This is a genomic window from Mesorhizobium sp. M0037 (assembly GCF_040323635.1).
Lineage (GTDB): Bacteria > Pseudomonadota > Alphaproteobacteria > Rhizobiales > Rhizobiaceae > Mesorhizobium.
The window spans coordinates 104,792-123,910 of record NZ_JAMYVB010000005.1 but is presented as its reverse complement, the minus strand read 5'-3'; the positions used below and the strand labels follow the sequence as shown (position 1 = coordinate 123,910).

20 protein-coding genes are annotated in these 19,119 nt (G+C 62.9%); 7 read left to right on the top strand and 13 right to left on the bottom strand.

The genetic code is table 11. From position 1 onward, the window contains the following. Nucleotides 1-67: 67 nt before the first annotated feature. Both NKJ78_RS10625 and chpT read right to left on the bottom strand, forming a co-directional pair. Nucleotides 68-436 (bottom strand): response regulator transcription factor, encoded by a 369-nt coding sequence (locus NKJ78_RS10625; RefSeq protein WP_023669946.1) that lies wholly within the window; start codon nucleotides 434-436, stop codon nucleotides 68-70. 243 nt (nucleotides 437-679) lie between these two features. After that, nucleotides 680-1,309: a histidine phosphotransferase ChpT gene (gene chpT / locus NKJ78_RS10620; protein WP_023669947.1), complete on the bottom strand. Its 630-nt coding sequence runs from the start codon at nucleotides 1,307-1,309 to the stop codon at nucleotides 680-682. 391 nt (nucleotides 1,310-1,700) lie between these two features. On the opposite strand from chpT, the gene NKJ78_RS10615 reads away from it, so the two are divergent. Continuing rightward, nucleotides 1,701-2,237, top strand: coding sequence for a DUF1134 domain-containing protein (locus NKJ78_RS10615; protein WP_245259859.1), 537 nt, complete (start codon nucleotides 1,701-1,703; stop codon nucleotides 2,235-2,237). 155 nt (nucleotides 2,238-2,392) lie between these two features. Further along, entirely contained in the window at nucleotides 2,393-3,553 is a 1,161-nt protein-coding gene (locus NKJ78_RS10610) for a coiled-coil domain-containing protein (RefSeq protein WP_352459820.1), read from the top strand. Nucleotides 3,554-3,591: 38 nt separating this feature from the next. On the opposite strand, the gene NKJ78_RS10605 is transcribed toward NKJ78_RS10610, so the two are convergent. The 6 genes from NKJ78_RS10605 to NKJ78_RS10580 form a co-directional block, all read right to left on the bottom strand. Next, on the bottom strand, nucleotides 3,592-4,386 hold the full coding sequence (locus tag NKJ78_RS10605; protein WP_352459821.1) for a TrmH family RNA methyltransferase: 795 nt from the start codon (nucleotides 4,384-4,386) through the stop codon (nucleotides 3,592-3,594). Between the two features lie 71 nt (nucleotides 4,387-4,457). Next, entirely contained in the window at nucleotides 4,458-4,796 is a 339-nt protein-coding gene (locus NKJ78_RS10600; protein ID WP_023669951.1) for an ArsR/SmtB family transcription factor, read from the bottom strand. Nucleotides 4,797-4,949: 153 nt separating this feature from the next. Next, on the bottom strand, nucleotides 4,950-5,720 hold the full coding sequence (locus tag NKJ78_RS10595) for a HugZ family pyridoxamine 5'-phosphate oxidase (RefSeq protein WP_352459863.1): 771 nt from the start codon (nucleotides 5,718-5,720) through the stop codon (nucleotides 4,950-4,952). 35 nt (nucleotides 5,721-5,755) lie between these two features. Continuing rightward, entirely contained in the window at nucleotides 5,756-6,922 is a 1,167-nt protein-coding gene (locus NKJ78_RS10590) for a CaiB/BaiF CoA transferase family protein (RefSeq protein ID WP_352459822.1), read from the bottom strand. Nucleotides 6,923-6,928: 6 nt separating this feature from the next. After that, the gene (locus tag NKJ78_RS10585; protein WP_027049868.1) at nucleotides 6,929-7,690 is read right to left on the bottom strand and encodes a 3-hydroxyacyl-CoA dehydrogenase; all 762 of its coding nucleotides are present in this window, start codon (nucleotides 7,688-7,690) and stop codon (nucleotides 6,929-6,931) included. A gap of 119 nt (nucleotides 7,691-7,809) precedes the next feature. Continuing rightward, on the bottom strand, nucleotides 7,810-8,346 hold the full coding sequence (locus NKJ78_RS10580) for a GNAT family N-acetyltransferase (protein ID WP_352459823.1): 537 nt from the start codon (nucleotides 8,344-8,346) through the stop codon (nucleotides 7,810-7,812). A 271-nt stretch (nucleotides 8,347-8,617) separates the two neighbouring features. On the opposite strand from NKJ78_RS10580, the gene NKJ78_RS10575 reads away from it, so the two are divergent. Beyond that, nucleotides 8,618-9,604: a glutathione S-transferase family protein gene (locus NKJ78_RS10575; RefSeq protein WP_352459824.1), complete on the top strand. Its 987-nt coding sequence runs from the start codon at nucleotides 8,618-8,620 to the stop codon at nucleotides 9,602-9,604. Between the two features lie 16 nt (nucleotides 9,605-9,620). Here the strand turns inward: NKJ78_RS10575 and NKJ78_RS10570 are convergent, their stop codons facing one another. Then, on the bottom strand, nucleotides 9,621-10,121 hold the full coding sequence (locus NKJ78_RS10570) for an NUDIX domain-containing protein (RefSeq protein ID WP_031195394.1): 501 nt from the start codon (nucleotides 10,119-10,121) through the stop codon (nucleotides 9,621-9,623). A gap of 71 nt (nucleotides 10,122-10,192) precedes the next feature. Between NKJ78_RS10570 and NKJ78_RS10565 the strand changes: the two genes are divergently transcribed. Continuing rightward, the gene (locus tag NKJ78_RS10565; RefSeq protein WP_023683636.1) at nucleotides 10,193-11,119 is read left to right on the top strand and encodes a metallophosphoesterase family protein; all 927 of its coding nucleotides are present in this window, start codon (nucleotides 10,193-10,195) and stop codon (nucleotides 11,117-11,119) included. On the opposite strand, the gene NKJ78_RS10560 is transcribed toward NKJ78_RS10565, so the two are convergent. From NKJ78_RS10560 to leuA, 4 genes are all read right to left on the bottom strand, one after another. Then, entirely contained in the window at nucleotides 11,120-11,737 is a 618-nt protein-coding gene (locus tag NKJ78_RS10560) for a hypothetical protein (RefSeq protein ID WP_023683637.1), read from the bottom strand. It lies immediately after the preceding gene. Nucleotides 11,738-11,821: 84 nt separating this feature from the next. Continuing rightward, nucleotides 11,822-12,625: an alpha/beta fold hydrolase gene (locus NKJ78_RS10555; RefSeq protein ID WP_023686188.1), complete on the bottom strand. Its 804-nt coding sequence runs from the start codon at nucleotides 12,623-12,625 to the stop codon at nucleotides 11,822-11,824. A 103-nt stretch (nucleotides 12,626-12,728) separates the two neighbouring features. Next, nucleotides 12,729-14,498 (bottom strand): tetratricopeptide repeat protein, encoded by a 1,770-nt coding sequence (locus NKJ78_RS10550; RefSeq protein WP_352459825.1) that lies wholly within the window; start codon nucleotides 14,496-14,498, stop codon nucleotides 12,729-12,731. 193 nt (nucleotides 14,499-14,691) lie between these two features. After that, complete coding sequence (leuA, locus tag NKJ78_RS10545; protein WP_023683640.1) at nucleotides 14,692-16,368, bottom strand: 2-isopropylmalate synthase; 1,677 nt, start codon at nucleotides 16,366-16,368, stop codon at nucleotides 14,692-14,694. A 482-nt stretch (nucleotides 16,369-16,850) separates the two neighbouring features. On the opposite strand from leuA, the gene NKJ78_RS10540 reads away from it, so the two are divergent. The 3 genes from NKJ78_RS10540 to NKJ78_RS10530 are packed head-to-tail and all read left to right on the top strand — an operon-like array spanning nucleotide 16,851 to nucleotide 19,113. Beyond that, on the top strand, nucleotides 16,851-18,017 hold the full coding sequence (locus NKJ78_RS10540) for an ATP-grasp domain-containing protein (RefSeq protein WP_352459826.1): 1,167 nt from the start codon (nucleotides 16,851-16,853) through the stop codon (nucleotides 18,015-18,017). 5 nt (nucleotides 18,018-18,022) lie between these two features. After that, a complete protein-coding gene (locus tag NKJ78_RS10535) occupies nucleotides 18,023-18,799 on the top strand; it encodes an esterase family protein (RefSeq protein ID WP_352459827.1) in 777 nt (258 codons plus the stop codon). Continuing rightward, nucleotides 18,799-19,113 (top strand): nuclear transport factor 2 family protein, encoded by a 315-nt coding sequence (locus NKJ78_RS10530; RefSeq protein WP_031192978.1) that lies wholly within the window; start codon nucleotides 18,799-18,801, stop codon nucleotides 19,111-19,113. The genes NKJ78_RS10535 and NKJ78_RS10530 overlap by 1 nt, the downstream gene beginning before the upstream one ends. The last annotated feature ends 6 nt before the right edge of the window (nucleotides 19,114-19,119 follow it).

Genomic DNA, 19,119 nt, shown 5'->3' with positions numbered 1-19,119 from the left:
AACCAATGCAAAAAACCCGGCTCAGGCCGGGTTTTTTGCTGTCCTTTTTGGCCGAAAACGAGCCGAATCAGGCGGCAACCTTCAAGGTACGAAAACGTTCGAGCAGTTGCGGCCGGTTGAACGGCTTCAACAGATAACCCTGGGCGCCGGCGCGCTTTGCCTTCATGATCGAGGCAACATCGACCTCGACCAGTGAGATCAGAATCTGCGGTTTGATCGTGCTCTCCATGGCGCGAACCTGGCGAATGACGTCGACCGCTTGCATGTCCGGCAGGGCGCCGTCGACGACAATCACATCAGGCATCTCGGCAGCGCACATCTCGACAGCATCAAGTCCAGTTGCTGCTTCGATCACCACCATGTCGGAGCCGCCAAGAATCCGTTTTGCAACCTTTCTGATGACGCTCGAATCGTCGACAAACATGCAGCGCTTCATTTCCGGGTCCTCTTTGCCATGGGGCGAACCGGCGGCATCCGGGTATCGGGATGCACACTAGGCCGATCTGGTAAAGAAGCAGAAAAGCCGTTAGGTAAAGTTTTTACAAACATGTCGTTTGCAGCCCCATTCTGCAGGGGCGTTGCCGGCAATGAAACTTGCCTGTTCTGAATTGCCGCAAATATCAGCGGGAAAAGATACTTGATTGTTCTTGATGCTCGGCGTCCTGCCGAACGGCTTCGCTCAGGCCGCGGACAGCACGATCTCTTCGGCGGTCGCGTGAATCGAGATCGTCATGTTGGCCTCACGCGCCAGCAGCAGCGTGTAGTAGGGCTGGACGGTATGGGCGTCGATAGGCTCCTCGGGCTTGTTGCCGGAATGGAGTTCGAGGAATTTCGGCGGCACGCGCAGCATCGGGCCGCTTGCGGCAAGCGCAAAGCGCGGCTCGGTGTCGAGGTTTTCCAGCGTGACCACCAATCTGCCACCGCGCGGGATGGCGGCATTGGCGACAAGCAGCAAATTGAGCAGCAGTTTGACCTTGTTCTTGGGGAGCAGGGCGCGAACCCCGTTCCAGATCAATTCCGGCTTCTCGTTCTTCAGGAAGGCGATGGCGACGGACTCGGCATCGCCGGTGTCGATCATCATGCCCGCCGAACCGGCGGCACCGAAGGCGATGCGGGCGAATTGCAGGCGGGCCGAAGCGTTTCTGGCGCTCTGCCGGATCAGTTTCATGGCGTCTTCGTCGGCGCCGCCCTCGTCCAGGAGTTCAAGGCCGTTGTTGATGGCGCCGACCGGCGAAATGATGTCGTGGCAGACTCGGCTGCACAACAAGGCTGCGAGATCGGGTGCGGAGAGAGAGAAAAGCTCAGCCATCGGCGAAAAATCCCTGCTAAAATTCACATCCTGGTGGCCGCGCGGCCGACAGCCACGCTCACCACCCGAATCACGCTCTCTCCCCCCAGGCATTCTGAATACACAGCGCCCGAGCGTGCAGCAACAATCCACAATTCTTGTGAGAAAAACGGCATCTTTGCACAGGATGGGAGCCCGCGCAGACCGTCAGAAACAGCCTTCGAACCGCCATGTTCATGTGGGAGGTTAATGGTTGAAAAAGGATTACGGCATAGTTTGCCCGTAACAGTCATCCTTAACGGCCGCCTAAAGAGCCGGACGGGGTGCGAGGCGTCGGCGAAAGTGCTCCCTGACGGAGATTGGAAGCATGGTTTCCCGATTCTACGACCGGACGTTTGTCCGCGTCTTCTTCATGGCGATTGCCCTCATGGGCGCTCTCGCTTTCTCAACCTCTGCGTCGCGGGCACAGGAATACACCGCTCAGGAGATCGTCGATTCCGGTCACAAGTTCTTCGGCGCGACGTCGGGCGGTCTCGCAACCGTCGTCGAGAAGATTTTTGCCTCCTACGGCCTGCCCAATGGCTATCTGCTCGGCGAAGAGGGATCCGGCGCGCTGATCGGGGGCCTGACCTATGGCGAAGGTACGCTCTACACCAAGAATGCCGGCGACCATAAGGTGTTCTGGCAAGGGCCTTCGCTCGGTTGGGATTTCGGCGGCGAGGGATCGCGGGTGATGATGCTCGTCTATAACCTCGACGACGTCAGCAATCTCTACAATCGGTTCGGCGGCGTTGCCGGTTCGGCCTATGTCGTGGCCGGCGTCGGCTTCAACGTGCTGCAGAACAACAGGGTGCTGCTGGTGCCGATCCGCACCGGCGTCGGCGCGCGACTTGGCGTCAATCTCGGCTATCTGAAGCTGACGCAGAGGCCGACCTGGAATCCTTTCTGAGCGATTCCGACCACACTTCGACCCGATCAACAGATTCTGACCCGGTGCAGCTGCGGCAAACCCTTGCCGCAGCGCTGGATTTGCGTCATGCGAACATGGCAAAGTCCAGACTTGGCGGTTGCCGGATAGCGGCCCGCCCGTAACGGGTAGTCACCTTGGTTCAGTCGATCCTGTTCTTCGCCCTCGGCTTTCTGTGCGCAGGCTTTCTGGCGCTGCTGGTCGCGCCGGCCATCTGGCGGCGGGCGGTTGTGCTGACACGCAAGCGTGTCGAGGCGTCGGTGCCGCGAACGCTGACCGAGATCCAGGCCGACAAGGACAGCTTGCGGGCCGAGTTCGCCATGACGACGCGCCGGCTCGAAATCAGCATCAAGACGCTGCGTGAGCAGGCGAATGAGCAACTCGTCGAAATCAATCGCGGGCGCGAGGCGCTGAAGGGCCTGGCGGTCGAGCGCAAGGACAAGAAGCTGGCGCTTTCGGAGCTCGGGGAAAAAAACGAATTGCTCCTGCATCGCGAGCAGCAGATACGACAGCTGTCGGACAGGCTTGCACAAACAGAGCGCATGATGGAGAAGCGCGCGCTCGAGCTGGAAAAGCTCGAGCATATGTACGACGACGCGTCCTTCTCCTCCAGCAATCGTCAGATCGAACTGGTGGCTCGCGAATCCGAGCTGGAAAAACTTGCCAACGACATTTCAGTGCTGCGCGGCCAGCGCAAGGAGGCCGACAAGCGCCATCAGGAAGTCGTCGCCGAAGGCAAGGCCGCGCGCGATGCCTTGAAGGCCGAAAAGAAAAGAACCGCCGACCTCGACAGAAAGCTCGAGCGCCTGCTCGCCACGCTTGCCGATCGCGAGGACAAGCTCGATCGCCGCGAAAAGGAACTGGCCCGGCTTCGCGAGCGGGTGAAGGGCGAGGCTACAGGAGGCGCCGCGGCTGCTGGCCTGGTTGGTGCGCAAGACAGTGCCCGCGCCAGGAACGAGGACATCGACAAGACGCTCGCCAAGCTCGAAGGCGACCGAGAGCGGCTCGAAGCCAGGCTGACGACGCTGGCCCGCGAAAACAAGCGGATGAAGGCGGAGCTTGGCGGTTCTGGATCCGCGAAGCCCCGGAATGGCTCCGGCAATGGCAATGATGCCGGTTCTGCCTTGCGCGAACAGATGAACAATCTGGCGGCTGAGGTCGTCCATTTGACGGCCAAGCTCGAAGGACCGGATTCACCGATCGCCAAGGCGCTGGCGGCGCCGCAGGAAACGCGGTCAGGAACCACCAGCCTCGCCGATCGCGTCCGGGCGTTGCAGAAGGCGGACTCGCCGAGCTGAGTTTCGAGCCTCGGCTTGGAATTGCCCGACTACCCCTATCAGCGCGAAAAATGATGCAGCGCGATGGCTGAGGCGGCCGCAACATTCAGGCTGTCGAACCCTTCCGACATCGCGATCCGCACCGTCCGCAGGCGAGTGAGCAGCCTCTCCGGGAGGCCCTCGCCTTCGGTGCCGAGATAGAGCGCCAGTCGTTTCGGTCGCGCGGCATCGCGAATGTCAGCCTCACCACGCGGCGACAAAGCGACCTGGCCGAAGCCCAACTCGCCGAGCTTCGCGATGAAAGCTTCAGTGTCGCCGAAGGACGCAAAGGGCACCTTCAACGCGGCGCCGACGGAGACGCGGATCGCCTTGCGATACAGTGGGTCGCAACAGGTGGCGTCGACGAAGACGGCATCGGCGCCGAAGGCGGCGGCATTGCGGAAGATCGATCCGATATTGTCATGGTTGGCGATGCCGATGAGAACGACGATCAACGCTTCGGCAGGCAAGGTGTCGAGCAAGGCCTCGGCGGGCTGTGGCGTGCCCTTGCTGCCGATCGCCAATATACCGCGATGCATGTGGAAGCCGGCGATCCTGTCCATGACGGCGCTTGCCGCAACGTAGACCGGCAGGTCGGCAGGGGCCTTGCGCAGGATGTCGTCGAGCCCGACCAGCCGGTTTTCGAGGACCAGGACCGACTCCGCAGCAAAGCGTCCGGCTGACAGCAGGACGTCCAGCACCACCTTGCCTTCGGCGACGAACCGGCCATGGCGGCCGATGAGATCGCGCTCGCGGATGTCAAGATAGGCGGCGACCCGCGGATCGCGCGCGTCGTCGATCTGGATCGGATCCATCAATACCTCGGCCGGCGAAAAATCGTCAGCGACGTAAGGAGCGATCGGAGCCGCCAGTCAAGCCCTGCAGGTCAAGTCCCGGCGCGGCGCAGACGCGTTGCCATTTGGGACAAGTCGCCTATCCCGAAAATGCCGTCCAGCATGCGCAACAGTTCGCGCACGGCTTCGGACTTGCAGGAATAGTAGATCATCTGCCGGTCGCGGCGGGTCTCGACAAGATCGAGCGCCCTGAGCTTGGCCAGATGTTGCGACAAAGCGGACTGGCTGAGCATCACCTTTTCGGCGATGGCGCCGACCGACATTTCACCGTCGGCCAGATAGCTCATGATCAAGAGCCGCTTTTCGTTGCCCATAAGGGTCAGAAATGTCGCCGCCGATTCGGCATTGGCGATTAGTTTGGTCGAGACCATCGATGCCCCATGTTTTCCTGCTCATCCAAACGCTATGGGGGCAAATAGCGTTGGCTGCTATAATTCAGCTATGGATCACGCTGCTGATTCAGCGTCGCCTGAATCGTAGATCATTTCGCCCAAATCTCAAGACGTGCTTTTGATTCATGACGATTATCCTTGCGTAGCTGGCGCACGACCCGCTTTGGCCAGGTCGACCAGAACCGACCGCAGGTCGCGCGCGGTCTTCAATGGCTGCGGAAAATAGACCCTGCAAACGGTGTCGCCCGATGCCAGGTCAATGCCATCGGCATCGAAGCCGGTCATGGTCCAACCATCACCTTCAACCCTGGCGAAATGATGGGCATAGACGGCGATGGCGTCGAGATGGTCGGCATTCATGTGGTCGAGAGCGGATTGTTCGCTGGCGGCCAGCTCGTCGACGATCAACCCCTCGGTGATGAGATCGGCACGGTCGAGCAGGTAGGCCTTGCCGAAGCCGCCATTCAGGCTGGCGCGCTCCGGCTCGAGGCGAAAGATCGAGAAATCGCCGAGCTCGGCATAGAGCTTTGCCTTGGGATTGCGGTTGAGATAGCGCCGCTCGGCGCGGGCATGCGCGCTCGACCCGCGTTCCAGCGGCTGCGCCCGGCAGACCAGCGTTATCCTGGGATGCGCCAGCGGATCGCCCTTGCCGGGTTCGCCGACAAGCAGCGAGCAGCGCGGCTCGGCAAGGATGGCGCCGGTATGGGCTGACAGCGCCGAGACAAGGATTAGAGGCGTGCCATCGATGTCGGTGGCGACTCCGACCCTGGAGGCCAGCGGTGCGCCGGTCGAGGGCTCGATCACCGCGAGGGCGCCGAAACGGGCGCTGCGGATCAGCGTTGCGGCCAGCCTGATCGCCTCGGCGTCCGTCGCGCGAATGACGTCCTTCTTCGGCTGGTCCAAAATGCTCACCAGGTAAGTTGATTTTCTAAATCCAGTTATTGGCCAATCATGCCGGCTTTGACAAGCGCTTTGATCTCGGCTGTCGAAAAGCCGAAGCGCGCCAGCACGGTCTGAGGTCGCTGATCGTCATCTTCAGGCATGCCGGCAAGCGCCGGCTGCGAGGCCGAGAAGCGTGGCGCGGGTGCGGGCCGCTCGAGCGCACCGGCTTTCACAAATGCGTGACGCGCCCGGTTGTGCGGATGATCCCTGGTTTCGGCCAGCGACAGAACCGGCGCCACGCAGGCATCGCTTGCGGCAAACAGCGCGTCCCAGCCGTCGCGTGTCTTCTGCCGGAACCGGTCGGCAATGGCCGCGCGCATGTCCGGCCACAACGCCTTGTCGTATTGGCCGCGGACAAAATCCTCGCCGAGCGGCAGCAGCCTTGCGAATGCGGCGAAGAAGCGCGGCTCAAGGCAGCCGACCGCAACGTGGCGTGCGTCCGCCGTCTCATAGGTGTCGTAGAAGGGCGCACCGGAATCGAGCAGGTTGGCGCTGCGCCGGTCGCTCCACAGACCTGCCGACATGAAGGCGTGTATGGGGGCCGCCAGCATCGAAGCGCCCTCGACCATCGCTGCGTCGATCACCTGGCCTTTGCCGGAGCGCGAGCGCTCGAACAGCGCTGCAAGCACCCCGGCGATCAGCATCATGGCGCCGCCGCCATTGTCGGCGATCAGATTCAGCGGCGGCACCGGCCGGCCTTCCTCCCGACCGATGGCATGCAACACACCGGAATAGGCGAGGTAGGTGATGTCGTGGCCGGCGCGACCTGCGAGCGGCCCGTCCTGGCCGAAGCCGGTTATGCGGCCGTAAATCAGCGCCGGATTGCGCGCCAATGCAGCATCCGGGCCGAGACCAAGCCTCTCCATCACACCGGGGCGAAAGCCTTCGACAAACAGATCGGCCTTTTCGGCAAGGCGCAGCAGCAGTTCCGTTCCTTTGGCCTGCTTGAGGTCGACGTGCAGGATGGAGCGGCCGTGACGGTCGAGATTGTACGCATCGGAGAGCGGCAGCAGGGGTTGGTCCGAACCGGTGCGCTCGATGCGCAGCACCTCGGCGCCCATCTCCGACAACACCAGCCCGGCCAGAGGCACCGGGCCGAGCCCAGCCATCTCGATGACTTTCAGGCCGGCCAGCGGACCGGTCTTCACTGCGCCGGCCGCCATGGCCGTCTATTTCGGCGCCATGCGGATTGCCCCATCGAGGCGGATGGTTTCGCCGTTCAGCATCTGGTTTTCGACGATATGCAGGGCGAGCGCGGCATATTCGGACGGCTCGCCGAGGCGGGACGGGAAGGGCACGGCCGCGCCGAGCGAATCCTGCACCTCCTGCGGCATGCCGGCCATCATCGGCGTCTTGAAGATGCCGGGCGCGATGGTGCAGACGCGAATGCCGGAGCGCGCGAGATCGCGGGCAACCGGCAGCGTCATGCCGACGACGCCGCCCTTGGATGCGGCATAGGCGGCCTGGCCGATCTGGCCGTCATAAGCGGCCACCGACGCGGTATTGACGATGACTCCGCGCTCGCCGCCCTGCAGCGGTTCGAGTTTGGCGGCACGGTCGGCGACGAGGCGGATCATGTTGAAGGTGCCGATCAAATTGATCTCGATCACCTTGCGGTACTGGTCGAGCGGATGTGGACCATCCTTGCCGATCGTCTTCACGCCGATGGCAATGCCCGCGCAATTGACCAGGATGCGCGCTGGCCCAAGTCTCTTTTCCACCTCGGCGAGCGCGGCCGCACCGCTGTCGGCGCTGCTCACATCGCACTGGATGGCGGCGCCGCCAATGTCGCCCGCCACCTTCGATGCCCGGTCGATGCCGACATCGAAAATGGCGACGCGCGCGCCCTTGTCGGCCAGCGCGCGGGCGGTTGCCTCGCCGAGGCCGGAGCCGCCGCCGGTTATGATCGCAATCTGGCCGTTCGGGTTCATGCTGCGTGCTCCGTGCTGTTCCGGTCATGCTACGGAGGTCGCCGCCATGGTGCAACCTGACCAATGCAACCTGACCAATGGGGATCCATCGCGACCGGTGCCGCGACCGATCCTGGAGCTCAGGCCATCATTGGTGCCTGCTCCGCGATCCTGGCAAGGCTGGCATGGCCGACCTCGCCGGAGAGCCGCGCCACGGCACCGGGCACGATCTCGTGCGACAGCAGCCGGTCGAGGTCGACCGGGCGCGGCATGGAGATCTGGCCGCGGGGGATCTTTCTGAAGCCGAGCGGGCCGTAATAAGGCTCGTCGCCGACAAGGATCACCGCCGGCGCGCCGGCCTTGGCGGCCGCCTCCAGCGCGATCGCCACGAGCCGGCGGCCGATACCGAGATTCTTGAAGGCGGGCCGCACGGCGAGCGGCCCGAGCATCAGCGCGCGTCCGGCGCCGGCGGCGATGCGGGTCATGCGCACCGAAGCAACGACGATGTCGCCATTCATGGCGACAAAGGATAGCGAGCGCTCGTGGCCGCCGGTCTCGCGAATCTTGTAGGCGGCCAGCACGAAACGGCCGGGGCCAAAGGCTTCGTCGTTGATGGCTTCGATTTCGGGATCATGCGCCGGAGTTTCCGGCAGGTATTTCACGTCGGCAAGGCTCATGGTCTTCGCGGTCCGATAAAGAGGAAAGGTTGCTGCAAGCGGCAGCGTTCGCCAGTCAGCGCTTTCTAAGCGCGGGCGCCCTTTCGTCGTCGGTCAAACCGGATCAAGCCAAGATCGAACATGCGGAGTGTCCGCTAGCATCAATTTCCGGCGGCTGCAATCGGCTGTTTTCATCCGGCGTTTCATACGAGTGACGCTCTGTTCAGCAGATGACGGCTTTGACATTGCCGCCTTGCGACTAGATTGGCCAAGGCACGCAAGGAGATTTCGTATGGGATTGCTGGTCGAAGGCAAATGGCAGGACCGTCCGGCCAATGTCGATAGCAGCGGCAGGTTCATCCGCGCCGAGACGCAGTGGCGTGACTGGATCACGCGCGACGGCGCGCCAGCGCAAGGTCGTACGCGCGGCTTCAAGGCCGAGCCCGGACGCTACCATCTTTATGTCTCGCTCGCCTGTCCGTGGGCGCACCGCACGCTGATCTTTCGCGCGCTGAAGAAGCTAGAAGACATCATCCCGGTTTCAGTCGTGCATCATTTCCTCGGTGCTGAGGGCTGGACGTTTTTGGCCGAGGATGGCGCCACCGGCGACACGCTCTACGGCCTCGACTTCCTGCATCAGATCTACACCAAGGCCGATCCAGCCTATTCGGGCCGGGTTTCGGTGCCGGTGCTGTGGGACAAGAAGGAAGAGACCATCGTCTCCAACGAATCCGCCGAAATCATCCGCATGCTCAATTCGGCCTTCGACGAGTGGGGCGATGCCGCTCTCGATTTCTATCCGCCAGGCCTGCGCGGCGAGATCGACAAGGTCAATGCGCTGGTCTTTCCAGCCGTCAACAACGGCGTCTACCGCGCCGGCTTTGCCACCACGCAAGCGGCCTATGAAGAGGCGTTCGGCGAGCTGTTCGCGGCGCTCGACACGCTGGAGGGCCGACTGTCAAAACAGCGCTATCTCACTGGCGAGCGTATCACCGAGGCCGACTGGCGGCTGTTCACCACGCTGGTGCGTTTCGACCCGGTCTATGTCGGCCATTTCAAATGCAATCTGCGCCGCATCGCCGACTATCCGAACCTTTCGAACTATCTGCGCGACCTCTACCAGGTGCCCGGTATCGCCGGCACGGTGAACCTGCACCACATCAAAATGCACTATTACGGCAGCCACGAGAGCATCAACCCGACGCGCATCGTGCCGGTCGGGCCTGGGCTCGACTATGGCGCGCCGCACGACCGGGCGCGGTTCAGGCAGGCGGCGTGAGCATCGGATTGACAGCCTACCAGTACGGCGATACCGGCTCGCCTTCAAAAACCTCGGCAAGCCGCCGCAGCGTCGCCGGCGTCGTGCCATGCGGCAAGCGGTCGAGCGGAAAGAAGCCTGCTTCGGCGATCTCGTGGTCCGGCAGTTTCGGCGCGGTCTGGTTGAAGGTTTCGATGAGATAGAGGCCGACATGGTCGCGGCGGCTGGAGCGGCGGTTGAAATGCATCGATTTCAGCACCGGCTGGGCTGTCAGCGCGATGTTGCCTTCCTCGGCCAGTTCGCGCACCAGCGCCTCACCGAGCGTCTCGCCGACTTCGACGCCCCCGCCCGGCAATTGCCAGCCGGGAACGTAGGTGTGGCGGATGAGGAAGACAGTGTTCGAGGCGCGATCGTGGATCAGGCCGCGCACGCCCAGCGTCATCGGCCGCCGCAGCAGGAAATAGAGATGGAACAGCCTTGCCCTGAGGCCTGCCCAGCCGGTCTGGCGAAACGCCTGCTCCGGGTCCGATATAGCCATGACTAGCGAAACCGTGGATGGGCAGGAAACAGTGAGTGGAAAGCGGGGAGCGCGTCGCCTATGAAGGAAGGATGTTCAGGCTCGCGCATATTTCCGATGTCCATCTGGGGCCGCTTCCCGGTGTAACCTATCGCGAACTCGCGTCCAAGCGCGTCGTCGGCTACGTCAACTGGCAGCGCAACCGCCGCCGCCATATGCACGATGCCGTCATCGACACCATCGTCGCCGACATGAAGGCGAGCACACCCGACCACCTCACCGTTACCGGCGATCTGGTCAATCTGGCGCTCGACGGCGAGATCGAGATGGCCAAGCACTGGCTTGAGACGCTGGGTTCGCCGGAGGATGTCTCGGTGGTGCCGGGCAACCACGACGCCTATGTGCCGGGCGCCTTCGACAAGGTCTGCCGCTCCTGGGCGGCGTGGATGAGCGGCGACGGCGTGACTGCGCCGATCGACCGCAACGCTTTTCCCTATCTGCGCGTACGCGGCAATGTCGCGCTGATCGGCGTTTCGACGGCGCGCGCTACGGCGCCGTTCATGGCCAACGGCTTCTTCCTCGAAGGTCAGGCGCAAAGGCTGGCGACAGTGCTCGACGCAACGAACAAACGCGGCCTGTTGCGGGTGATCATGATCCATCATCCGCCGGTGCGCGGCGCCGTCGCCCAGCAAAAGCGCCTGTTCGGCATCTCCCGCTTCCACAAGACCGTTCATAGGCATGGCGCCGAACTCGTGCTGCACGGCCATTCGCATCTGCCGTCGCTGTTCTTCATCGGCGGGCGCGGCGCCAGGATTCCGGTCGTCGGCGTCGCCGCCGCCGGGCAGTCGCCAGGCAGCAAGAACCCGGCGGCACAGTACAATCTGCTCGATATTGACGGGGAGAAGGGCAATTGGCTGATTCGCCTGACGCGGCGCGGCCTGACCGGGCCGGCCTTGCCGCCATCGGACCTGCAGGTCATTGAACTCGGCGCGCAGACACCGAGGCCTCCAGATCGTTGATCAGAAGCTGATCTTCATCGCCATCAGGCGATCCCAAAACAGCGCGGCCGCCACCGCCAGGCCAACAAGCGCGCCGGCGGCGACCAAGCCGAGACCGGAAAGGAACGTCGACCAGCCCTTGCGGGGCACGGCTGCTTGCAAGGGCGGCTCAGCTTCCGGCACGGCGGCGCGTTTCAGGTCGGCGACGGCCGGCTCGACACCGCCCTCCATCATGCGCTGGCGCTCGACGATACGCTCCGCCACATAGCGCGTGACCTGATCGGCGACCGGTTTCATATCGGTCGATTCGGCGAGCACGACGCGGCCGATGCGGGTATCCCTGAGAAAGCGGTAGGTGCGGCGGTCGCGCCCCATGGCGACATGGCTGACGGCGTCGATCCACAGGCGGGGCTGCAGGCCGGAGGAGACGACGAAGTCGAAATTGTCCATGTCGGCGGGCACGTCGGCAAAGACCGGGGCGAGCTCGGCCGCGAGCAGATCAAGCCGCATCCGGTGCGCCTCGCGCATGTCGACCACGACATCGTCGCGATCGGCGAAGGCATTTTTCACATCGCGAACGGCGTCGGACAGTTTGCGGGAGGTGTCGATGGGGGTGATGTTTTCGCCAGTGTCCTTCATCGGCGTCGCCTCGCTGATATGGTTAATTGCGAGTTAACACAGGCGGCGGCAAAATGCACTGGCGAGATGCGGGGCGCAAGTAAGTTAGCTCGCCGCGGCCTCGAATGTCGGACGCAGGCGCCTGCCGCGGCGTGCCATGTTTCGGCGCACGGCCTGGGCGACCACATCAGGCACTTCCTCGACCAGCATATGGCCGGCATCGAGCACGTGATGAATATGAAAATGCGCCGGCAGACAATCAGCCTGGGTAAAGGGCAGCACCGGATCGTCCGTTCCCCAAACCACCATCACCGGCATGTCGAGGGTGTCCAGCTGTTCGCGGGGTATGACCCCCTGCCGCTCGTTCCTGGTCATGACGGCCGATATCTCAATCAGCTTGCGCAACTGGCCGGGGCGACGGCGTAGGTCCGCCAGGACGCCAACGATGCGTTCGGGCGGCGGGCTTCGCGGTCCCGACATGGCGGCAAGGCAGGCGCGGATTTCCCGTCTGTCGGCGGCCGCGGCGTAGCGGCGCAACAGCGGTCCGTTGATCTCGGGGCCAACACCGCCCGGCGCCAGAAGCGTCAGCGAGCCTATCCTTTCAGGCTCGGCAAGCGCCATCAGGGAGGCGACCGCGCCGCCCATCGAATGACCGGCGACATGCACCCTTGCTATCCCGCGTGCGGCGATATCGGCGAGAACCGCTCGCGCCGCTGTTTTGGCCGGGCCGCTGCCAGGAAATTCGAGAGACAGTCCGTGTCCCGGAAGATCGTAGGCCAAGGTCCTGACATCGGGCCCTAGCGACGCGGTCACCTCGCGCCAGATATCATGGCAACCACCGAAGCCATGCAGCAGGACGACCGTCTTCGGCCCGGCGCCCCGCTCGGCAACATAGAGGGATGAGACCATGAAAATGTGCGATTATTGCAAGACTGGAGAGGAAATTCGAATCGAGGCTGGATTGCTCCCAGTCCAGACCGATGGCCAGTAAAGTTTTCGCGATCCGGAAAGACTAGCTGGCGTTGCCGAGGCCCGCGGCGCGCAGCGCCTCAACCAGCCGGTCGGTCAGATCGGCGGGATATTTGCGCTCGGCGAAGGCCGCGCGCGGATCGGCGGCGAATTTCGGGAATTTGGTGGTCAGCTCATCCAGAAGCTTGGCTGCCAGCTGTTCGCGGCCGGCAGCCTTGGCGCCGATCAGCCGCGCCGCCAGATAATGCGATTTCATCGCCGTCGTGCGCAGCGACTCGCTGGCTATCGCGGCCTTGTTCATCTCGCCCAGCATGAACTGTCCGGCGAAAAGCCCAAAATCCCACCATGTCGGATGGCCGCTGAACGTCTCGACGGCATGGGTCAGGATCGGTGTTCCCTCGGCATATTTGCCGGCAAAGATCAGGCCATAGCCGTAAGCGGCAGCCATGCCGAGGTCGTAGGGGTTGAGCTCATAGGCCTTGCGCATCCAGCGGATCGATTCCTCGGTGTTGCCGAGGCGCGAATTGAGGTAGCCATAGGCGCGGTGCGCATAGGGGCTGGTCGGTCCCATCTGGATGGCGCGATGGGCGAAAGACATTGCTTGTTCGACCGTCGCGCCAGGCGGATAGGCGTAATGATCGGTGGCGGCCTCAAGGGTCAGGGAGGCCAGTTCCGAATAGACCAACGACGATTTCGCACCCTGGCCGGCGAGGTTGTCCAGGCAGCGATAGGCGGCCTCGTGCGTCCTGGTGCTCTGGTCGAGATAGTATCTGTCGTTGAGGATCAGGCAGTTCGTCAGCCCGGTCTGAATGCCGTTCTGTTCGATGTAGCTGTAGAGCGGGCCGGAGGCGGGAACGGTCGAGCTGAGGATGGCGGCGATACGATCCTCGACGGTGCCAGGTGCGCTGTCGGCGGCCGTCAGACTGCGGGACAAAAGCACGCGGCCGGTCGCCACGCTCTGCAGTTCGAGCGTCACGTCACCTGCCATTGGTCCCGGCAGGACATCGAAAACGAAGCTGGTCGGGTCGGTGCTCGGATCGCGCTTGCTGTCGGCGTCGCGGCCGATGAAGTCGATCGTGTCGAAACCGGCAAGGCCGGCGCGCAGCGAAGCGGCGACGCGGCCGGCCTCGGGGCCGGTGGCCTTCACCGCGATGTAGACGAGGGGCAGGGCCTCCATCGACGGCGATGCGATGCTGCTCGTTACGCCCGCGGTCTCGACCACCGCGGTAGGATCGCTGCTGGCAAGCAATGCGCCGCTGCCCTGGCGCAGGATGAGCACGCCCAGCATGAGAATGACCAGCGTCATGGCGACCCAGAAGAACTGGAGATGGCGCGCCAGCGAAGGCCCAGGTTCTGTAACCCCCGAAGCTGTCGCGGCAGCGGGAACGGCGTCAAGAGCCGCCTGGTCGGGCGATCCGGGCAAGGCGGCTACCGCCGCCGCAAGCGGCTCCTGCCCAACCGGCAGGCGTATGGCGTTGAGCTCATAGGACGGCACGTAGCCGCCGCGCGGAATGGCAATGCGAACCGGTTCGGCTATGCCTTCATTGGCGAAATAATGCTGGAGAAGTTCGCGCAGCCGGCCTGCCTGCACCCGGACAACGGCGTCGGTCGACGAATCGAAATCGCCGTCCTTCCCGAAGACGTCCATGGCGATGGAGAAACCCTTGAGCCTGTCGGCTTCGCCGGCCTGCTCGCGCTCAACAAGATAGCGCAGCAACTTGCGCGCGCGCTCGGAACGTCCGAACGTTTCGCTGGCGAGCAGTCGCTCCAGTGTCTCGCGCACTGCGGGGGCGGCAGGCGTGGCATGCTGCAAGTGTCGATCCTCTCGAAGTCGGCACAGGTTGAGGCGCAATCATATAGAGCCTGCACTTCCATACAAGCATGCTTATGTTATGCGATCGCGTAACACACCGGATAGTTGCCGGTGGTTGACACAAAAGACCGGAATTTCCCTCGGCAAATGGGGGATTTCCGGGCGCCGCGGACATTCGGCGCCCGGGAAAATATCAGCCGGCCTTGCGGCCGATTATCCGGTTGGCGGCCGAAACAACGGCTTCCAGCGAGGCGGCGACGATGTTGGTGTTGATGCCGGCGCCGAACAGCTTGCCGCCGGGATATTCCATCTCGACATAGGAAATCGCCGAGGCGTTCGAGCCGCGCTGGAGCGAATGTTCGGAATAATCAAGCACCGACATGTCGACGCCAACATGACGCGACAGCGCATCGACGAAGCCGTCGATCGGGCCGGTGCCGGAGCCGGCGATTGTCGTCTCCTTGCCGTTGTCGAGGATCACCGCCTCGACCACGCGCCGGCCCTTTTTCTCGGTATCGGGATAGGTGTGATGGTCGAGGAACTTCAGTCGTGCGCCGGGCTGGTCGACATAGGTTTCGATAAAGCGGTCATGGATGCGTTTTGCCGGCACTTCCTTGCCTTCGGCGTCGGTGATCGCCTGGATCTCCTGGCTGAACTCGATCTGCAGGTTGCGCGGCAGATTGAGGCCGTAATCGGCCTGCAGTACATAGGCGATGCCGCCTTTGCCCGACTGCGAGTTGATGCGGATGATCGCCTCGTAGCTGCGTCCGACATCGGCCGGATCGATCGGCAGATAGGGCACTTCCCAGACCGGCGTGTTGGCCTTCTTCAAGGCCTTCATGCCCTTGTTGATGGCGTCCTGGTGCGAGCCGGAAAAGGCGGTGTAGACGAGTTCGCCGACATAGGGATGGCGCTCGGAGATCTTCAGCTGGTTGGAATATTCGTAGACGTCCTTCATCCGGTTGATGTCGGAGCAATCCAGATGGGGATCGACGCCTTGCGTGTACATGTTGAGCGCCAGCGTCACGATGTCGACATTTCCGGTGCGCTCGCCATTGCCGAACAGCGTGCCTTCGACGCGGTCCGCACCCGCCATCAGGCCGAGCTCGGTGGTGGCGATGCCGGTGCCGCGATCGTTGTGGGGGTGCAGCGAGATCAGCAGGTTCTCGCGGTCGTCCAGGTTGCGGCACATCCATTCGATCCGGTCGGCATAGATGTTGGGCGTCGACATCTCGACCGTCGACGGCAGGTTGATGATCAGTCTGTTGTCGGCTGTCGGCTTCACGATCTCGGTGACGGCGTTGCATATCTCCAGCGCGACTTCGAGCTCGGTGCCGGTAAAGCTTTCGGGCGAATATTCGAAGCGATAACCGCCGCCGGCCTTGGCCGCCATGTCGGTGATCATCTTGGCCGCGTCGGTGGCGATGCGCTTGATACCGCCGACATCCTTCTCGAAGACGACGCGACGCTGCAACTCGCTGGTCGAATTGTAGAAATGCACGATCGGGTTGGTGGCGCCCTTCAGAGATTCGAAGGTGCGGGTGATGAGTTCGGGACGGCACTGCACCAGCACCTGTAGCGAAACATCAGCCGGCACATTGCCTTCCTCGATGCACCAGCGGGCGAAATCGAAATCGGTCTGCGAGGCCGAGGGGAAACCGATCTCGATCTCCTTGAAACCCATGTCGAGCAGCAGGGCGAACATGCGCGCCTTGCGCTCATGACCCATCGGATCGATCAGCGCCTGGTTGCCGTCGCGCAAATCGACCGAGCACCAGACCGGTGCCTTGTCGATGACCTTGTTGGGCCAGGTGCGGTCGGTGAGACCGACCGTCGGGTAGGGCTGGTATTTTCGGGCCGCGCCCGGCATGTGGCCGGCCGCGCGTTTTACGCTTTCGGCTTCGCCGGCGCGGATGTCTTCTCGTGCGTTCATCGTCTTGTTCTCCCGGCGGCTCGCGGATCGGTCTTCGGACGGATTCCAGGGCGAGCAGCGCCTTATCAGATTTTCGTTCGCTTGATGTGAATTGCCAATTTCTGAACTGGCCAAGGAGCGTGCGCGTAAGCGGCGGTTCGACCGCCGGGCGCTCCTTCAGCGAACCCGGCGATCGCCGATAAGGCCGAGAAGAAGCAGGGTCGATGCCAGCGCGCGCACGGTCTCGCCGGCAAAGCCGGTCGGACGGGAAGCGACGGAGGAGACGCGCGTGTTCATGGCGGGTTTCATACAGGAGCCGCCATGGACAGGCAAGTGGGCTGCCATTCCACCACTCGCGAGCACTCTTCCCCATGCGCGGCAAATGCGCCAGACTTGCGTGTAGCCGGGGCCGCAATGCTTCGCCGTCTGAGGGGTCATCCGTGAATTTCGTTTTCTTCTCGCCGCATTTTCCCGCCAACGGCGCCGATTTCTGCGACCGGCTGAAGAAGGCCGGCGCCACGGTGCTGGGCATTGGCGATGCGCCTTATGAGGCGCTGGACGGCAAGCTGAAGGTGGCCCTGTCGGAATATTACCGCATCGCCGACATGGAGGACTACGATCCGGTGTTCCGGGCGATGGGTCATTTCATCCACAAATGGGGCCGCATCGAGCGCTTCGAGTCCCTCAACGAGCATTGGCTGGAGCTGGAAGCCAACATCCGCACCGACTTCAACATCTACGGAACCAAGCTCGATTTCGTGAAGAATTTGAAGCGCAAGAGCCGCATGCGTGCATTCTTTCGCAAGAGCGGCGTCGACACCATCGCCCAGCGCAAATGCTCCGACCGGGCCGGTGCCATGACCTTCATCCGCCGCGTCGGCTATCCCGTGGTGGTGAAGCCCGATTCCGGTTCCGGCGCCTCGAACACCTTCAAGATTTCCAACGCCAGGGAACTTGACCAGTTCTTCAGAGACAAGCCCGAGGACGTGACCTTCGTCATGGAGCAGTTCATCGAGGGGCTGGTGGTGACCTTCGATGGGCTGGTCAACCGTGACGGCGAGGTGGTGCTGGCGGCCAGCCACCGCTACGACCAGAGCATCATGGAAGTGGTCAACAAGGACCGCCACATGAGCTACACCTGCTTTCCCAAGGTCCGACCGGCGATCGAAGAAGCCGGCCGCAAGATCCTCAAAGCGTTCGACGTGCGCGAGCGCTTCTTCCACATCGAGCTGTTCGAAACCAAGGACGACCGCGTCATCGCGCTTGAGGTCAACATGCGGCCGCCCGGCGCCTGGATGACCGATGCGATCAACTACACGTTCGACATCGACGTCTACGCGGCCTGGGCGGACATGGTGGTGAAGGATGCCGCCGGCGGGCCTTACGAGGGCGAATATTTCACCGCCTATGCCAGCCGCAAGCGGCGCCTCGACTATTTGCACAGCCATGAGGACGTGATAGCCGCGCATCGCGACAAGATCGTCCATCATCAGCCAATTGAAGAGGTTTTCAGCCGCGCCATGGGAAATTACGCCTACCAGATGCGCTCGAAAGACGAAGCAGCACTGCGCGCGGCCGTCGCCTACATCCACGCGGAAAAGGCTTAGACGCGATGGACATCTCCTATCACAAGGGTTTCTCCGGCAATCTCGGCCGCGACATGGAATACAAGCGCTACGGCCATGCCGGCCGGCCGGTGGTGGTGTTCCCGACGTCGCAGGGGCGGTTCTACCAGTTCGAGGATTCCGGCGGGGTTGGAGCGCTGGCCGAATTCATCGATACCGGCCGCATCCAGCTGTTTGCGGTCGACGGCGTCGATTCGGAATCGTTCTTCAACAAGCATGCCGGCGCCGCCCACCGTATCGGTCGCCACGAGGCTTATTTCCGATATGTGCGCGAGGAGGCGCTGCCGGAGTTTCTGGCGACCGCTGAGCAAGCCAATGGCGGGCGCAAATTAAAGCCGCTGTTCACCGGCTGTTCGATGGGCGGTTATCATTCCTCGAACTTCGTCTTTCGCTTTCCCGAACTCGCCAGCGGCGTCATCGCGCTGTCGGGCGTCTATTCGGCGGGCGACTTCTTCGGCAAGGTGCTGGAAGGCGACATTTTCTACAATTCGCCGCTCGACTATCTGCCCGGCATCGTAGACCCAAAACTGCTTGCCCGGCTGAAGTCGCTGAGGATGATCTTCTGCTGCGGGCAGGGCGCCTGGGAAGAGCGGATGCTGGTCGAGACCCGCAGGCTGGAACAGATCCTGCGCGACAAATCCATTCCCGCCTGGGTCGACTATTGGGGCGGCGATGTCAGTCATGACTGGCCATGGTGGCACAAGCAGCTGGTCTATTTCTTCGGCCGCTGGCTGGATGATGATCTGATGCACCGGCTCGATTGATGACCACACCCGAACCTATCCGCCGCTTTATCGAGGCCACCAATGCGGGTGATAGCGAAGCCGTTCTCCACACGTTCACAGCCGACGCGTCCCTGACCGACTGGGGGCGGTCCTTCCAAGGCCGCCAGCAGATCGCGCGCTGGAACCAGTCGGACAATATCGGCGTGAAGTCCAATCTTCGCATTGTCCGCATCGCCGAGGTCGAGGGCAGCTACCGCGTCCGCATTGCCGTGAAAGGCAATGGCTTCAACGGCGAGGGTGACATGACCTTCGTGCTGGACGGCCACCGCATAGCGAGCCTCGTCATCTCCTGACGCGGC

What these genes read in the sequence shown, in the direction of transcription:
- NKJ78_RS10600 (WP_023669951.1), bottom strand. Translation starts at nt 4,796, where the DNA reads ATGGTCTCGACCAAACTAATCGCCAATGCCGAATCGGCGGCGACATTT.
- NKJ78_RS10580 (WP_352459823.1), bottom strand. Translation starts at nt 8,346, where the DNA reads ATGAGCCTTGCCGACGTGAAATACCTGCCGGAAACTCCGGCGCATGAT.
- NKJ78_RS10530 (WP_031192978.1), top strand. Translation starts at nt 18,799, where the DNA reads ATGACCACACCCGAACCTATCCGCCGCTTTATCGAGGCCACCAATGCG.
- NKJ78_RS10585 (WP_027049868.1), bottom strand. Translation starts at nt 7,690, where the DNA reads ATGAACCCGAACGGCCAGATTGCGATCATAACCGGCGGCGGCTCCGGC.
- NKJ78_RS10535 (WP_352459827.1), top strand. Translation starts at nt 18,023, where the DNA reads ATGGACATCTCCTATCACAAGGGTTTCTCCGGCAATCTCGGCCGCGAC.
- NKJ78_RS10575 (WP_352459824.1), top strand. Translation starts at nt 8,618, where the DNA reads ATGGGATTGCTGGTCGAAGGCAAATGGCAGGACCGTCCGGCCAATGTC.
- NKJ78_RS10590 (WP_352459822.1), bottom strand. Translation starts at nt 6,922, where the DNA reads ATGGCGGCCGGCGCAGTGAAGACCGGTCCGCTGGCCGGCCTGAAAGTC.
- chpT (WP_023669947.1), bottom strand. Translation starts at nt 1,309, where the DNA reads ATGGCTGAGCTTTTCTCTCTCTCCGCACCCGATCTCGCAGCCTTGTTG.
- leuA (WP_023683640.1), bottom strand. Translation starts at nt 16,368, where the DNA reads ATGCCGGGCGCGGCCCGAAAATACCAGCCCTACCCGACGGTCGGTCTC.
- NKJ78_RS10625 (WP_023669946.1), bottom strand. Translation starts at nt 436, where the DNA reads ATGAAGCGCTGCATGTTTGTCGACGATTCGAGCGTCATCAGAAAGGTT.
- NKJ78_RS10560 (WP_023683637.1), bottom strand. Translation starts at nt 11,737, where the DNA reads ATGAAGGACACTGGCGAAAACATCACCCCCATCGACACCTCCCGCAAA.
- NKJ78_RS10565 (WP_023683636.1), top strand. Translation starts at nt 10,193, where the DNA reads ATGTTCAGGCTCGCGCATATTTCCGATGTCCATCTGGGGCCGCTTCCC.
- NKJ78_RS10605 (WP_352459821.1), bottom strand. Translation starts at nt 4,386, where the DNA reads ATGGATCCGATCCAGATCGACGACGCGCGCGATCCGCGGGTCGCCGCC.
- NKJ78_RS10615 (WP_245259859.1), top strand. Translation starts at nt 1,701, where the DNA reads ATGGCGATTGCCCTCATGGGCGCTCTCGCTTTCTCAACCTCTGCGTCG.
- NKJ78_RS10570 (WP_031195394.1), bottom strand. Translation starts at nt 10,121, where the DNA reads ATGGCTATATCGGACCCGGAGCAGGCGTTTCGCCAGACCGGCTGGGCA.
- NKJ78_RS10555 (WP_023686188.1), bottom strand. Translation starts at nt 12,625, where the DNA reads ATGGTCTCATCCCTCTATGTTGCCGAGCGGGGCGCCGGGCCGAAGACG.